General features: G+C 70.7%; 17 protein-coding genes and 1 tRNA gene. 8 read left to right on the forward strand and 10 right to left on the reverse strand.

Annotated elements, in window-relative coordinates; genetic code table 11:
• The first annotated feature begins 262 nt into the window (after positions 1-262).
• From ACFSE6_RS14270 to ACFSE6_RS14285, 4 genes are all read left to right on the forward strand, one after another.
• Complete coding sequence (locus ACFSE6_RS14270; RefSeq protein WP_388008446.1) at positions 263-925, forward strand: SGNH/GDSL hydrolase family protein; 663 nt, start codon at positions 263-265, stop codon at positions 923-925.
• Positions 926-1,011: 86 nt separating this feature from the next.
• Positions 1,012-1,716, forward strand: a complete 705-nt coding sequence (locus ACFSE6_RS14275; protein WP_388008449.1) for an SGNH/GDSL hydrolase family protein — start codon at positions 1,012-1,014, stop codon at positions 1,714-1,716.
• A 109-nt stretch (positions 1,717-1,825) separates the two neighbouring features.
• Positions 1,826-2,314 (forward strand): peptide deformylase, encoded by a 489-nt coding sequence (def, locus tag ACFSE6_RS14280; RefSeq protein WP_388008452.1) that lies wholly within the window; start codon positions 1,826-1,828, stop codon positions 2,312-2,314.
• A 157-nt stretch (positions 2,315-2,471) separates the two neighbouring features.
• Complete coding sequence (locus tag ACFSE6_RS14285) at positions 2,472-2,972, forward strand: DUF3145 domain-containing protein (RefSeq protein WP_388008455.1); 501 nt, start codon at positions 2,472-2,474, stop codon at positions 2,970-2,972.
• Between the two features lie 95 nt (positions 2,973-3,067).
• Here the strand turns inward: ACFSE6_RS14285 and ACFSE6_RS14290 are convergent, their stop codons facing one another.
• The 7 genes from ACFSE6_RS14290 to aceE all read right to left on the reverse strand — a co-directional run bounded on the left by ACFSE6_RS14290 (position 3,068) and on the right by aceE (position 11,645).
• Positions 3,068-4,300: a beta-ketoacyl-[acyl-carrier-protein] synthase family protein gene (locus ACFSE6_RS14290; RefSeq protein WP_388008458.1), complete on the reverse strand. Its 1,233-nt coding sequence runs from the start codon at positions 4,298-4,300 to the stop codon at positions 3,068-3,070.
• Between the two features lie 109 nt (positions 4,301-4,409).
• On the reverse strand, positions 4,410-4,658 hold the full coding sequence (locus ACFSE6_RS14295) for an acyl carrier protein (RefSeq protein ID WP_388008461.1): 249 nt from the start codon (positions 4,656-4,658) through the stop codon (positions 4,410-4,412).
• Positions 4,659-4,734: 76 nt separating this feature from the next.
• A complete protein-coding gene (locus ACFSE6_RS14300) occupies positions 4,735-5,748 on the reverse strand; it encodes a beta-ketoacyl-ACP synthase III (protein WP_388008464.1) in 1,014 nt (337 codons plus the stop codon).
• Positions 5,745-6,674, reverse strand: a complete 930-nt coding sequence (locus tag ACFSE6_RS14305) for an ACP S-malonyltransferase (protein ID WP_388008467.1) — start codon at positions 6,672-6,674, stop codon at positions 5,745-5,747. The genes ACFSE6_RS14300 and ACFSE6_RS14305 overlap by 4 nt, the downstream gene beginning before the upstream one ends.
• 130 nt (positions 6,675-6,804) lie before the next feature.
• Positions 6,805-7,998 (reverse strand): PucR family transcriptional regulator, encoded by a 1,194-nt coding sequence (locus ACFSE6_RS14310; RefSeq protein ID WP_388008470.1) that lies wholly within the window; start codon positions 7,996-7,998, stop codon positions 6,805-6,807.
• A 112-nt stretch (positions 7,999-8,110) separates the two neighbouring features.
• Complete coding sequence (locus tag ACFSE6_RS14315) at positions 8,111-8,785, reverse strand: hypothetical protein (RefSeq protein WP_388008473.1); 675 nt, start codon at positions 8,783-8,785, stop codon at positions 8,111-8,113.
• A 106-nt stretch (positions 8,786-8,891) separates the two neighbouring features.
• Positions 8,892-11,645 carry a pyruvate dehydrogenase (acetyl-transferring), homodimeric type gene (gene aceE, locus ACFSE6_RS14320; RefSeq protein WP_388008476.1) on the reverse strand — a complete coding sequence of 918 codons (2,754 nt, stop codon included), beginning with the start codon at positions 11,643-11,645 and terminating at the stop codon, positions 8,892-8,894.
• Positions 11,646-11,894: 249 nt separating this feature from the next.
• Here aceE and ACFSE6_RS14325 point away from each other — a divergent pair, with 249 nt between their 5' ends.
• The 4 genes from ACFSE6_RS14325 (at position 11,895) to ACFSE6_RS14340 (ending at position 13,428) form a co-directional block, all read left to right on the forward strand.
• Entirely contained in the window at positions 11,895-12,323 is a 429-nt protein-coding gene (locus tag ACFSE6_RS14325) for a DUF3052 domain-containing protein (RefSeq protein WP_388008479.1), read from the forward strand.
• Complete coding sequence (locus tag ACFSE6_RS14330) at positions 12,320-12,799, forward strand: peroxiredoxin (RefSeq protein ID WP_388008482.1); 480 nt, start codon at positions 12,320-12,322, stop codon at positions 12,797-12,799. The genes ACFSE6_RS14325 and ACFSE6_RS14330 overlap by 4 nt, the downstream gene beginning before the upstream one ends.
• A 78-nt stretch (positions 12,800-12,877) precedes the next feature.
• Positions 12,878-12,954: transfer RNA gene (locus ACFSE6_RS14335), tRNA-Val, on the forward strand.
• A gap of 75 nt (positions 12,955-13,029) precedes the next feature.
• Positions 13,030-13,428, forward strand: coding sequence for a hypothetical protein (locus ACFSE6_RS14340; RefSeq protein ID WP_388008485.1), 399 nt, complete (start codon positions 13,030-13,032; stop codon positions 13,426-13,428).
• 63 nt (positions 13,429-13,491) lie between these two features.
• On the opposite strand, the gene ACFSE6_RS14345 is transcribed toward ACFSE6_RS14340, so the two are convergent.
• The 3 genes from ACFSE6_RS14345 to ACFSE6_RS14355 form a co-directional block, all read right to left on the reverse strand.
• The gene (locus ACFSE6_RS14345; RefSeq protein ID WP_388008488.1) at positions 13,492-13,968 is read right to left on the reverse strand and encodes a hypothetical protein; all 477 of its coding nucleotides are present in this window, start codon (positions 13,966-13,968) and stop codon (positions 13,492-13,494) included.
• 82 nt (positions 13,969-14,050) lie between these two features.
• On the reverse strand, positions 14,051-14,464 hold the full coding sequence (locus tag ACFSE6_RS14350; protein WP_388008491.1) for an SRPBCC family protein: 414 nt from the start codon (positions 14,462-14,464) through the stop codon (positions 14,051-14,053).
• Positions 14,457-14,687 (reverse strand): hypothetical protein, encoded by a 231-nt coding sequence (locus ACFSE6_RS14355; RefSeq protein ID WP_388008494.1) that lies wholly within the window; start codon positions 14,685-14,687, stop codon positions 14,457-14,459. Before ACFSE6_RS14355 ends, ACFSE6_RS14350 begins: the two co-directional genes overlap by 8 nt.
• Between the last annotated feature and the right edge of the window lie 6 nt (positions 14,688-14,693).

Consider the following 14,693-nt stretch of genomic DNA (forward strand, 5'->3'; position numbering starts at 1 on the left):
ACGATGTCGCGCCACACCCGTGGAACGATGTCCCGACACAGGCCCGGAACGATGACGTGACACAGGGCGGAACGATGTCCTGAAACCAGACACCGCCGGGGGCACCAACACCCGACGACGCATTGGTCCGGATCGTCGAGCGCGCCAGGTCCGGCGTCGCGCGCCAGGAGGAGCACCCGCCCTGCGTGGCAGCTGCCGCGCGCGACGCTACAGAGGCGCGCACCACTGTCGGCGACGACGGCCCGGAGTGCACGATGGAACGGTGCGACCGCCAGGTGCCTCTTCGCTGATCGGTGGCGGGATGGTGCTCGCCCTCCTGGCCGCCGGATGTACCTCTCCCGACGGCGGCGGCACCGGCGCCACCCCTGATCCCGGCACCGGCGCCGTCCGGCTGGCGGCGGTCGGCGACTCCATCACGGAGGCGGACAGCCCCGACTTCGCCGCCGGGCAGGTCGGTGAGGAGTCCTGGGTGCGGTACGTCGTCGGTGAGGACGTCGCGCTCGTCGGCGGCTGGGCGCGGTGGGGTGCGACCACGGCGGAGATGGCCGACCACGTCGAACCGGAGGACGCCGACGTCCTCGTCGTCCTGGCCGGCACCAACGACCTCGGTCACACTCCGCACGCGACGACGGCGGACCATATCCGCGACCTCGTCGGCACGGTCGGAGCCGACGAAGTCGTCCTCGCCTCGGTCCCGCCACTCGACCATTCGCCACGGGCGGCGGCCGAGCTCAACGCCTCGCTCGAGGAACTGGCGGACGCGGAGGACTGGCGGTGGGTCGACGCTGCCGCCGAGGTACGCACCACCGAGGGCCTGTTCGCGGACGGCATGACCAGCGACGGCGTGCACCCCACCCGGGACGGCGCCCAGGCCCTGGGCGGGGCGATCCGCCAGGCGGTGCTCGACGTCGCCGACGCGTCGTGAGCCATCGGCCGGATCGAGACCGAATCGTGCCCTGGAACACCACTCAGGGGGCTGCACGACGGTCTCCGGTAGGCGACTATGGCCTGATGCGTCGTTGGCTTCTCGGGATCGCGGCGACGGTCCTGCTCGTCACCGGGTGCGCCGGACCGCACGTTCCTGACCCGGCGTCGGAGGAGTCCGCGGCAGTGCCGGCAGGCGCTGGAGCAGGAGCGGCCGGGGCCGCCGGCGGCGAGCAGCAGCGGCAGACTGTCCGTATCGCCGCGGTCGGCGACTCGATCACGCACGGCCGCAGTCCGGAGTTCGCCGCGGGCGCCCTCTCGGAGCGCAGCTGGATCCCGCACGCCGTCGGAGGTGGTGTGGAACTGGTCGGCGGCTGGGCACGCGGCGGGGCGACCACTGCCGAGATGCTGGATCACGTCACCCCGGTGGACGCCGATGTGCTGGTCATCCTTGCCGGGACGAACGACGTCCTCCAAGGAGTCACCGACAGCGGGCACGGACGCTCCCTGACCAACATCCGGGCCATCGCCCGGACCGTCGGTGCACAGAACGTGGTGCTCTCGGCCATTCCGCCCCTGAACCGCCGTCCTGCGGCCGCGGCGGCGTTCAACGATTCGCTGCGAGAGCTCGCGCAGAACGCCGGGTGGCACTGGGTGGACGGGCCCGCCCCGTTGCGCGACGGCACCCGGTTCCTGCCGGAGATGACACACGACGGCATTCACCCCACGCCGGAAGGTGCCGACACGCTCGGCAAGGTGCTGCGCGGGGCCGTGCTGGACGCCGCGGACTGAGGGCGGCGGCGGTGCCGCCAGCGGCCGGCGGCGTGAGACCGGTCACGACGGCGTGCAGACGGTCCACGGCGTCCTCGCCCGACCTCGCCGCCATGGAACGATGTGCGCCATGGCCATGCGTGACATCCGCACCGTCGGCGACCCTGTGCTGCGCACACCGTGCGAGGAGATCACCGACATCGACGACCGCGTCCGCTCGCTCGTGGACGATCTGCTCGACACCGTCAACGAGGAGGGAAGGGCCGGTCTCGCCGCCAACCAGATCGGCGTGAGCCTGCGTGCCTTCTCCTGGAACATCGACGACGAGATCGGCTACGTCCTCAACCCACGGATCGTCGAGCTGTCCGAGGAGGAGTACCAGGACGGCGATGAAGGGTGCCTGTCCGTGCCCGGACTGTGGTTCCCCACGCGGCGCGCGTGGTACGCCCGCGTCGAGGGCACGAACCTCGAGGGAAAGCCTGTGGTGGTCGAGGGCGAGGAGCTCATGGCGCGCTGCCTCCAGCACGAGTGCGACCACCTGGACGGCATGCTCTACCTCGACCGGCTGGAGAAGAGCGTGCGGAAGAAGGCCATGAAGGCCGTGCGCGAGCAGCTCTGAGGTTGTGCCGCCCGCCGACTCGCGGCCCCCCAGGGCTGGCGCGACGGCGCGATCTCCGGCACACTGAGTCTCGGTTCGCCGCGCGAACATGTCATGCCTGATCAGGGCAGAGGTCGTAGGGGAAGACGCACCTCGAACCGGATCAGGAGGAGTCGACATGAATGGTGCCTTCACCCGCGGCGTCATTTTCGTGCACTCGGCGCCCCGTGCGCTGTGCCCGCACATCGAGTGGGCGACGGGCACCGTGCTCGACGCCCGCGTGAACCTCGAGTGGACCGCTCAGCCGGCAGCGCCCGGGATGTTCCGCGCCGAGCACTCGTGGGTCGGTCCGGTCGGGACCGGGGCCCGGCTGGCGTCCGCGCTGCGCGGCTGGACCCATCTGCGGTACGAGATCACCGAGGAACCGAGCCCGGGGGTCGACGGCGGCCGCTGGTCGCACACGCCGGAACTGGGCATCTTCCACGCCCAGACCGACGCGCACGGCAACGTGGTGGTCCCCGAGGACCGGATCCGGGCCGCCCTCGATCACACCACCGAGCCGGTGCGCCTGCGTCAGGAGCTGGATCTGGCGCTCGGCCAGGCCTGGGACGACGAGCTCGAGCCGTTCCGCTACGCGGGCGCGGGCGCACCGGTGCGCTGGCTGCACCGCGTCGGCTGACCCGGACGGCGCACGCCGAGAGCGGACGATCGAGTCAGGAGCGGACGTTCACACATCCGCTCAAGACTCAGGTTTCCGCTCTCGGCGCGGGGGACTCAAGCTGAGGTGACCAGAACAGCGACGTTGTGGCCGCCGAAGCCGAAGGCGTTGTTGATCGCCGCGATCTGCCGGTCCGGGAGCGCGCGGGGGGCCTCGCGCACCAGGTCGATCTCGAGCCCCTCCTCGGGGTTGTCCACATTGATCGTCGGCGGGGCGGTGCGCTCGCGCACCGCCAGGATCGTCAGGACCGTCTCCAACGCTCCGGCACCACCGAGGAGGTGGCCGGTCATGGACTTGGTCGCCGAGACCGCGGTGTCGGGTCCGACCACACGAGAGATCGCGGCCGCCTCGATGCCGTCGCCGAGCGGGGTCGACGTGGCGTGCGCATTGACGTGCACGACGTCGCCGGCGGCCAGGTCGGCATCCTTCAGGGCGATCCGCATCGCGGTCTCCTGCCCGGCGCCGGACGGGTCTGGCGGAGCGACGTCGTAGGCGTCGGCGGTCATCCCGATTCCGGCCACGACCGCGTGCACGCGGGCGCCGCGCGCGGCGGCGTGCTCCGCGGACTCCAGGACCACGACACCGGCGCCCTCACCCATCACGAAGCCGTCGCGGTCGACGTCGTACGGGCGCGAGGCGCTGGCCGGATCGTCGTTGCGGGTGGACAGCGCCTGCATCTTGGCGAACGCCGACAGCGTCAGCGGGTGGATCGCTGCCTCGGTGCCGCCGGCGATGACGACGTCCGCGCGGCCCGACCGGATCATCTCGACGCCGTAACCGATCGCCTCCGCGCCGGAGGCGCACGCCGAGATCGGGGCGTGGGCCCCGGCCTTCGCGCCGTAGCGCACCGAGATGTTCGCCGACGGGGAGTTGGCCATGAGCATCGGGACCGTCAGCGGCATCACCCGCCGCGCGCCCTTCTCCCGGACCACGTCCCACGCGTCGAGGATCGTCCAGACACCACCGATGCCGGAGCCGACGACGGCGCCGAGCCGCTCGCCGTCGACCTCGGGTGAGCCCGCGTCCGCCCAGGCCTCGGCGGCGGCGACCACGGCGTACTGGGCCGACGGGTCGAGCCGGCGCGTCTCCTGCCGGGAGAGCACCGTCTCGGGCGAGGTGGCGATCGTGCCGGCGAAGGTGACGGGGATGCCGTACTGCTCCGCCCAGTCGTTCTCCAGGGTGTGCACGCCGGAGTCCCCGGCGAGGATCCGGTCCCACGTGGTGGGGATGTCACCGCCGAGCGGGTTCGTCGTGCCGAGGCCGGTGACGACGACGGTGGGCTGCGACATGGTCGAAAGCTCCTGGGGTTCTCGGGTCGCCCGGAGGCGACGAGGTGTGACGGCCGGCGCCGGCACCCGGGGTGCGGGGCCCGGCCCGGGCCCCACACCCCGGAGCGGATCAGCTCTGGGCCTTGTTGATGTAGTCGACGGCGTCCTGGACCGTACGGAGGTTGCCGACCTCCTCGTCCGGGATGCGCACGTCGAACTTCTCCTCGGCGAGCGTGGCGATGGTCATCATGGACAGCGAGTCGACGTCGAGGTCGTCCGTGAACGACTTCTCCGGCGTGACCGAGTCGGCGGGCAGCCCGGTCTCCTCGTTGACGATCTCCGCCAGGCCGGCCAGGATCTCCTGCTCGCTCTGAGCCATGTCTTCTCCGTTCGTGTATCGGTTGTCGGGGAACAGTCTGGTGGGTCGGGCGCGCGCCCGGGGACAGGCGCGCGGGTCAGGGCAGGACGACGACCTGCGCGGCGTAGGCGAGGCCGGCGCCGAAGCCGATCTGAAGGGCGATGTCCCCGCTCGTGGCGTGCCCCTCCCGGAGCAGACGCTCGGCGGCGAGCGGGATCGATGCGGCCGAGGTGTTGCCGGTGTCGGCGATGTCCCGGCCGACCACGACGTCCTCGCGCAGGCCGAGCATCTTGACCATGTGGTCGATGATCCGCATGTTCGCCTGATGCGGCAGGAACACGTCGATGTCCGCGGGGGTGAGGCCGGCTGCGTCGATGGCCTCCTGGGCGACTGGTGTCATCTGAAACACCGCCCACTTGTAGACCGAAGGGCCCTCCTGCCGGAGGGTGGGCCACTCCACCTCGCCCGGCGCGCGGTCACGGTAGTCGAGCCAGGAATGGGTCTGCCGGATCAGCGTGGACTGGGACCCGTCCGATCCCCACACGGTGCGGCCGATCCCCGGCGTGTCCGAGGGGCCCACGACGGCGGCGCCCGCCCCGTCACCGAGCAGGAAACTGATGGACCGGTCGGTCGGATCGATGAAATCGGACATCTTCTCCACCCCGATCACCAGGACATGCCGGGCCGTGCCGGCGCGCACCAGCGCGTCGGCCTGGGCGATGCCGTACGCGTAGCCGGCGCAGGCCGCGGAGATGTCGTAAGCGGAGGCCGGGGTGGCCCCGAGCCGGTCGGCCACGACCGCGGCCAGGGAGGGCGTCTGTTCGAACCAGGTCACGGTGCCGACGATGACGGCATCGACGTCGGAGCCGGACAGGCCGGCCGAGCGCAAGGCGTCCTCACCCGCGCCCACGGCCAGGTCGGCGACCGTGACGTCGGCGCCGGCGCGGCGGCGGGTGACGATGCCGGTGCGCTGCTGGATCCACTCGTCGGAGGAGTTGATGGGCTCGACGACGTCGTCGTTCGGAACCACCTTCTCTCCGCGTACACCGCCGATGCCGAGGATGCGGGCGTGCTCGACCGGTGCGGCCGGACGCAGGGTGGGACGGTTCACTGAGCTCCTCCGGTGCCGGCGTGCCGGCTGATCAGGTCACGGGCGGCGGCGAGGTCTTCCGGGCCCTTGACCGCGACGGTCTCGACCCCGGGCAGCGTACGGCGTGCGAGGCCGGTCAGGACGCCACCGGGGCACAGTTCGACCGCGGCCGTGACCCCGAGCGCGAGGAGCTGCTCGCAGCACAGGTCCCAGCGCACGGGGTTCGCGACCTGGGTGACCAGGCGGTCCAGCGTCTCAACCCCGGTGCGCATGACCGCGCCGTCGGCGTTCGAGAGCACCGGAACGGTCGGATCGGCCGCGCGGAGTCCGGCGGCCGTGGCACGGACCTGCTCCACCGCCGGGGCCATGTGCTCGGTGTGGAACGCGCCGGCGACTTGGAGCGGGATGACGCGGCTGCGGCCCGGCGGGTCGTCGGCGAGGGCCTGAAGCTGCTCGACGGTTCCGGCCGCCACCACCTGCCCGCCGCCGTTGACGTTCGCGGCGACGAGACCGCGGCGCTCCAACGTCTGCTCGACCTCCTCGGGCTTGCCGCCGACGACGGCGGTCATGCCTGTCGCGCGGGCGCCGGCCGCCTCTGCCATGGCACGGCCACGGTCACGGACCAGGCGGAGTGCGTCCTCTTCCGAGAGCACCCCGGCGATGGCGACGGCGGCCAGTTCACCGACGGAATGGCCGGCCGTGACGTCCGGTTGCTGAGAGACGCCGAGCGCGTGCCGGCTCAGGAGCGAGGCGGCGACGATGAGCGGCTGCGCCACCCGGGTGTCCCGGATGGTCTCGGCGTCGGCGGTGGTGCCGAGCGCGCGCAGGTCGAGCTCGGTGACCTCGGCGTAGTGATCGAGACGATCGGCGAGCTGCGGATCCTCGAGCCAGGGCTGGAGCATCCCGGGGGACTGCGCGCCCTGGCCTGGGCACAGAAGGGCTAGCACCGTCCCACTGTGCCCGTGCCGGGTTCGGGCGCCGCGCCTACGACGCCTACCAAGTCCCTCCGAGGGCGTTGTCGAAGTCCTACAATTCTGACGGGTTGGTGACCGCGCGGCGCGAGATGGCTCACGTGCGTCACAGTCCCCGGTGCCCGGGGATCGATTCGGAGAGCCGGCCGACGGCGAGCGCCACCTGGAGGACGAATCCTTCACGCGCGTCGGTCGGGTCCCAGCCCACCACCTGGCCGATTCGGCGTAGCCGGTAGCGCACCGTGTTGGGATGGACGTACAGGGCACGTGAGGCCGCTTCGAGCGAGCGTCCCTGGGAGAGGTACTCCTCCAGGGTCTGCACGAGCGGGCCGCCAGCACCGACGAGCGGTTTGTAGAGGTCCTCCACCAAGGTCCGGCGAGCGAGCGGATCGCCGTTGAGCATGCGCTCGGGCAGCAGCTCGTCCGCGGCGACGGGGCGCGGCGCTCCGGGCCAGGCGGAGACGGCGAGCATGCCGGCCAACGCTGCGCGTGCAGAGCGCCCGGCGTCGCCGACCTCGCCGGCCTCGGGGCCGAGGACCACGGGCCCGGGACCGAATCGTGGCAGCAACGTGCTGGCGGCCGCCCGGAGGTCGCCCTCGCCGCCGAGGACGACGACAACCCGCTCACCCTGGATCCCGACCAGCGCGTCCTGGGCGGCGCGGCGGCAGGCACGCCGGAGCTCGGCGGTGCGGCGTTCGTCCATGTCCGGCGGCGCCTGCCCGACGACGACCAGGGTGCCACCCTTGCCGGACCAGCCCAGGGCGGAGATCCGCGACCGGAACGACTCGTCCACGCCGCGGACGAGCGAGTCGACGACGAGCGCCTCGAGGCGGGCGTCCCACGCCCCGCGTGACTCGGCCGCGCGGGCGTAGACCTCGGCCGCCGAGAAGGCGACTTCCCGCGAGTAGATGAGGACGGCTTCGCGCAGCTCGTCCTGCTGGCCGGGTTCGGCGAGCTTGACGGCGTTCTCCTCGACGACCTCGACCACGACGCGTACGAGTTGGAGGGTGTGCTGCAGCGAGATGGACCGGGTCAGCTCCGGCGGCGCCGCACGGAAGATCTCCTGCGCGTTGTAGGAACCGGCATCCGGCTCCTCGTACCAGTTGATGAAGGCGGCGATACCGGCCTGGGCCACGAGCCCGATCCACGAGCGGTCCTCGGCCGCGAGGCCCCGGTACCAGTCCAGCTCCGCGTCCAGGCGGCGCAGCGCGGCCGTGGTGAGCATGTCGGTCCCGCCGCGCAGGCGGCGGACGACGTCGGAGCTGCCGAGTTCGCGCCCGTTGCGCCGGCTCGTCGTCATGCGGGCGAGCATAAGCCAGGCTTGTAGGCTTCCCACAAACGGGCGGGGCCGGAGCGGCAGCTCCACGAACCGGCGAGGATCAGATCCCGCGGGCCAGTGGCATGGCCGGTCGTCAGGCGGTCGCCTCGGCGTCGGCGATCTCGCGGTCGAGCTTGTCGATCGTCCCCGCCGTCTGCACGTCGTCGGACGTCTCGGCCATCGTCTCGAGGAGACGGCGCGCCTCGGACGGTCGTCCGGCCTCGAGCGCAGCCCGGATCACCTGGATCCCGGCCTCGTGCACGTGCTCCTTGGCGTTCCAATGGCCCACGCCCAGCCCGAGGCCTTCGGCCGGCAGCCCAGCCTCGCGCAGCATGCGGACCGATTCGGCGAGCGCGGTACCCGTGCCGTCCCGTTCGCACGCGCCCTGCAGGCGGCGCATCGCCCCCTCGCGGTCGTCGTGCAGGGACAGGCGGGCGAGCTCGACGAGTGCATACCAGGCGCGCGGGTTGCCCGCGATCTCCTCGGCGAGGGACCACACGGCCAGATCGGCGGCGCGGTCGCGTTCAGTGGCGGGACTGTCCGCGGTGAGCGGGTCGGCGGGGGCGGACGCGGCGGCGTGATGGCGGACCAGCTCGGCGAGTGCCTTGAACGACTCGATGTCGTTCGGGTCATGGACCAGGTTGGCGCGTAGCGCATCCTCGCGGGCGTCGTCGCCGTGGTGTCCGGTCGTGGACGGGCGGCGCACACCGACGCGCCGGAGAGGCGCCTGCCGCGTGAACAGCGAACGGAGGCGATCGATCCACGACATGCTCCGACCCTATCCGGTGGCCGGGGCGCTCGCCCGGTGCACGAGTCAGCTCAGTCCCTGCCCACGCGCGGGCGTGGGCAGGGACCGGGAGCGGCTGCGGCCGATGTCAGGCGTCGCCACCCGCGCTGCCGGACACGCCGGCGGTGACGTCGAACAGGTCGTACTTCTCGATGGCCTGCCGGACGAGGTCGCGGTCCACCTCGCCCCGGTCGGCGAGCGCCTGCAGCGCCCGGACCGTCATCGTGTGCGCGTCGATGAAGATCTGACGCCGCGCGGCCGGTCGGGTGTCGGAGAAGCCGAAGCCGTCGGCACCGAGGGTGTAGTACTCGCCGGGCACCCACGGCCGGATGGCGTCCTGGACCTGGTGCTCGAAGTCCGACGTCGCCACGTACGGGCCGCCGGCGTCGCGCAGTTTCGTCGTCACGTACGCCTCGCGGGGCTCCTGCTCCGGGTGGAGGAAGTTGTGCTCGTCCGCGGCGATACCGTCCCGGCGCAGCTCGTACCAGCTCGTGACCGACCAGACGCCGGCACGTACGCCCCAGTCTTCGGCGAGCAGCTCGCGGGCATGGACGGCCCACGGCACGCCGACGCCGGAGGCGAGGAGCTGGACCCGCGGCCCGTCGCCCTCGGGTGCGCTGAGCTGGTAGATGCCGCGCAGCACGCCGTCGACGTCGAGGTTCTCCGGCTCCGCCGGCTGCGGCATCGGCTCGTTGTAGACGGTGAGGTAGTACAAGACGTCCGGGTCCCGAGGGTCCTCGCCGCTGTACATCCGCTGCAGACCGTCCCGGACGATGTGCCGGATCTCGTAGGCGTACGCCGGGTCGTAGTGGACCACCGCCGGGTTGGTCGAGGCCAGCACGGGGGAGTGGCCGTCCATGTGCTGGGTTCCCTCGCCGGCCAGGGTCGTCTTGCCCGCCGTGGCGCCGATGATGAAGCCGCGGGCGAGCTGGTCGCCGGCGGCCCAGAACTGGTCGCCGGTGCGCTGGAACCCGAACATCGAGTAGAAGATGTAGACGGGGATCATCGGCTCGCCGTGCACTGCGTGCGAGGTGCCCAGCACCTGCATCGCCGCGGCGGAGCCGGCCTCGTTGATCCCCATGTGGAGGATCTGCCCCTGTTCGGACTCCTTGTAACTGAGCATGAGGTCCTGGTCCACGGAGGTGTAGTGCTGGCCGTGGACGTTGAAGATCTTCGCCGTCGGGAAGATCGAGTCGAGCCCGAACGTGCGGGCCTCGTCCGGGATGATCGGCACGATCCGCTTGCCGATCTCCTTGTCCTTCATCAGCTCCTTGAGCAGCCGGACGAACGCCATCGTGGTGGCGACCTCCTGCTGGCCCGAGCCGTTGCGCAGGATCTCGTACGGCTTGTCGTCCGGGAGGGACAGGTGCGGGCTGTCGGTGAGCCGCTCCGGGATGAAGCCGCCGAGGGCCTTGCGCCGCTCGATCATGTACTGCAGCGTCGGGTCGTTCTCGTCCGGCCGGTAGTACGGCGCGTTGTACGGGTCCTCGAGCTGCTCGTCCGGGATCGGGATGCGCATGGCGTCCCGCAGCATCTTCAGGTCCGTCGTCTTCATCTTCTTCATCTGGTGGGTCGCGTTGCGACCCGCGAAGGACGGACCGAGCCCGTAGCCCTTGACCGTGTGCGCGAGGATCACCGTGGGCTGCCCGGTGTGCTCCGTCGCGGCCTTGTAGGCGGCGTAGAGCTTGCGGTAGTCGTGACCGCCACGCTTGAGCGCCCAGATCTCCTCGTCGGTCATGTTCTTCACGAGCTCCTTGGTCCGCGGGTCGCGGCCGAAGAAGTGCTCGCGGACGTAGGCGCCGTCGTTGGCCTTGTAGGTCTGGAAGTCCCCGTCCGGGGTGGTGTTCATGAGGTTGACCAGGGCGCGGTCCTTGTCCGCGTTGAGCAGGGCGTCCCACTCCCGGCCCCACACGACCTTGATGACGTTCCAGCCGGCGCCGCGGAACTGGGCCTCGAGCTCCTGGATGATCTTGCCGTTGCCGCGGACCGGGCCGTCCAGACGCTGCAGGTTGCAGTTGACCACGAACGTGAGGTTGTCGAGGTTCTGCCAGGCGGCCTGCTGCAACATCCCGCGAGACTCCGGCTCGTCCATCTCGCCGTCACCGAGGAAGGCCCACACGTGCTGCTGGGAGGTGTCCTTGATGCCGCGCTCGTGAAGGTATTTGTTGGCCAGGGCCTGGTAGATCGCCTGGGCCGGGCCGAGGCCCATCGAGACGGTCGGGTACTCCCAGAAGTCCGGCATCCGGCGCGGGTGCGGGTAGGACGGGAGGCCGCGGCCCTCGCTGGTGGCCGGGTGGGAGTACTCCTGACGGAACCCGTCGAGGTCCTCCTCGGTGAGCCGGCCCTCGAGGTAGGCGCGTGCGTAGTTCCCGGGGGAGGCGTGCCCCTGGAAGAAGATGTGGTCGCCGCCGCCCGGGTGCTGCTTGCCGCGGAAGAAGTGGTTCATGCCCACCTCGTACAGCGTGGCCAGCGAGGCGTAGGAGGAGATGTGGCCGCCGACGGCGACACCGGGACGCTGCGCCCGGGTGACCATCACCGCGGCGTTCCACCGGATCCAGCCGCGGTAGGTGCGCTCGACCGCCTCGTCACCGGGGAAGTACGGCTCCTGGTGGACGGGGATGGTGTTGACGTACGGGGTGGTGATGGGGTTGGGGATCGCCACCGAGCGCTCCCGTGCCCGCTGCAGCAGGTTGAGCAGGATGTAGCGGGCCCGCGGTCCGCCGCGCTCGTCGATGAGCCCGTCGAGCGACTCGAGCCACTCCTGGGTCTCTTCCGCGTCGATGTCCTTCACCTGGCTGAGGAGTCCGGCGATCAGCGGCGAGGACTCGTCTCGTGAACTCACGCGTTCCCTCTTCTCACGTCTTGCGTCGGCGGTGACGGCAAAGGTATGCGACACCTGGCCCTTCCATTGTCGTGCCATGACCGCCTCGCGGTCGAACTTCGCCCACCGCGGGGGGTGTGACAACGACCACCCGACCGGCGGGACGCGCCGGGGGCCGGCAGAGGCGTGGATCTGTGCGCTTGCTGGCCCTCGCGCCGCTACGGTGGGCTTGGTACACACCAGGACCGCACCGGTCCCACAGACGAAAGGATGCACGTGGCAGTCAGCGCGGGAGCGGGAGCCGGCCGGTTCGGCTTCACCACCGGGCAGGTCATCCAGGAGTTCCTCTACGACGACGACGTCGACCCGTCCGTGCGGACGGCGGTGGAGGCATCGACGGGCAACGAGCTCGTCGACGAGGACTACGGGGACGTGTGCGACGGCGCCATCATCTGGTGGCGGTCCGACGACGGCGAGCAGGAGGACCTGACCGACCTGCTCGTCGACGCCCAGTCGAACCTCGACGACGGCGGACTCATCTGGGTGCTCACGCCGAAACCCGGCCGCGACGGCCACGTGGTGCCGGCGGACATCGAGGAGGCCGCCAGCACCGCGGGGATGCTCGCCACGTCGGCGACGTCGGTCGGCGAGTCGTGGAACGGCATCCGGGTCGCCGCACGCAGCCGCTCGCAGAAGTGACGGGCCCGTCCGAGCCCCCGCAGCCCGGCCTGCAACCGGCGCCGGACCTCGAGCTACCCGACGCCCACGGCACGCCGGTCCGGCTGTCCGCGCTGCGCGGTGGCCCGGTGCTGCTCGTGTTCTTCCCGTTCGCGTTCTCCCGGATCTGCCACGGTGAGCTGGCCGAGCTGCGCGACCATCTGGCGGAGTTCACCTCGCGCGGGGTGCGGCTGTTCGGCGTCTCGACCGATCCGATGTTCGCCCTGCGCGCCTGGTCGGCACAGGAGGCCTTCGGGTTCGAGCTGCTGTCGGACTTCTGGCCGCACGGTCAGGCCGCACGGCGTTTCGAGGTCTTCGACGAGCGCAACGGTCACGCCCGGCGGGGCAGTTTCCTGATCGACGCGGACGGCCACGTGCGATGGGCGACGGTCAACCCGCATGGCCAGGCGCGCGAGCTCGACGAGTACCGCGAGGCGCTCGCCGCACTGTCCGGCTGAGTCCCTGCCACCTGACGCCCGGACAAGCCGCGGCCGAGGGCCGGCCTGCACTACGCTGTCCGGGCGCCGTCGGCGCAGGGGCCTGTAGCTCAGTTGGTCAGAGCGCCGCGCTTACACCGCGGAGGTCGCCGGTTCGAGACCGGCCGGGCCCACCAGAACGGCAGATTGGATAGCAGACGGTGAGTACAGGCCCCCGCAGAAGCGGCGTTCGTCGCCCGTGGCATCTGTGGGTGGTGGCCATCGTCGTGTTCGCTCTGTACATCGGCGGGTTCCGTGATTACGTCCTGATTCTGATCCAGGACACCGACTACATCGATGCGCAGTTCGGCTCGGGCGGCATCGTCTACTTCGCCGACTACCCGCCCGTGCTCCGTGTCATCTGGGCGATCAATATCCTGGGCGGACTGATCGCTCCCGTACTGCTCGTGGCGCGCAGCCGCTGGGCAGTCCCCACCGCTCTTGTCGCGGCGACCGCTCAGGTTGTGCTCCTCGTGGTGACATTCGCTGTCCTTGACCGGTGGGCAATGCTCGGAGCGGCGACCTCGTGGTTCGACATCGGAGTCGGAGTCGTGACGGCGCTCTTCGCCGTCTACTGCAGGAAGATGCGGCGCCGAGGGCTCCTTCGGTGATATGGATCGCGGCGGAACCGTGAAGGTCCTCTGCCGTGGTCACCGGCTACCGAGCCTCCCGGATCATGGAGCCGGAACGCGGGCTTGCCAGTGATGCATGAGATATCGCAGGGATGCTGTGCCGAGAAGTAGCGGCCAGAGGGCCGCGACCAGATAGCATCCGGCGCATAGCCATCCCCATGCGCCGTAGGCAGTTCCGCTGAAGGGGTCGACGTTGTCCCAGGCGATGATGGACATGGTCACGAGGAGAGCGAGAATGAGAGCGCCGGTCGCTCCCGCGATGCCCACGACTCTGGGAACCAGGAGCGGCCGTCGTGCCCGTAGCCAGTGCGGTGTCAGTCTCGCGGGCTCGATCGTCAGGGCGAGCATGCATGCGATGGCGGCGAGCTGGGCGAGAGACAGGCCCAGGAGGTACCAGGTCCCGGTCCCTGGTATGTCCTGCGCCTCGCGCCAGGCGGTCGGGGTGCCGAGTGTGAATCCCAGGACCAATGGGATGCGCCAGAGCGCAGTCGGTAGCGCTGCGGCGATTGCCGCGTACACGCACCACCTCACCAAACTAGGAGGTCGCGCAAACGGGTTCATGGGGCTCCTCTGTTCTGGGGACAACGGGTCGTCATCGAGCTCAGGATCCGGAGACCCGCTGAGCGAGCCGTTCTAGACGCAAGCTTGGGAGAGTGCCGAGCGTATGCCCGAGGAGCAACGCGAGAGGACCGTCTCGCTCCACCGCGTGGGTGACGCGCGTCTGTCGTGATGCGTCGAGGCGAGTCAGCTGCCATTCCCCGGTTTCGGAGAGCCCGGTGACACGCCAAGAGATCGTGATCGCTTCGCCATCGATGTACGTGTAGGTCAGTGCTCCCCGTAAGCCCCGGATGGTCTCGAGCCGGTACTCGGCGCCCGCGACAGCGCGTGGGGTCCCCTCGACCTTGACGAAGGCAGGGTTCCATTCGGGCAACAGCGTGGCCGAGAGCAGCGCCTCGCGGACGTGCTCGATCGGTGCGTCGATGACGGTGCCCGCCGTCGCGGTGGAGTCACTCACCGGCGTAAGGGACCACGGCAGTCGCATAGGCGTCGATAACCGCGATGCTGTCGACGATCTCCGAGACCGGGACAGGCTCGACGAACATCCAGGTGGGGATCGTCGCGAAGTTCGCCACGATCGCCCTGCCCTCGGCGGCCGCGACGAAGTCCTCGACGAAGGGGTCGAGCAGCTCGAAGTTCCACGACGTCGTGGTGGCGGTCGGCGGGGTGAGCTCCGGCACGGCGAG

Source organism: Georgenia deserti, from assembly GCF_042680605.1.
In the GTDB taxonomy this organism is placed as follows: Bacteria; Actinomycetota; Actinomycetes; order Actinomycetales; family Actinomycetaceae; genus Allobogoriella; species Allobogoriella deserti.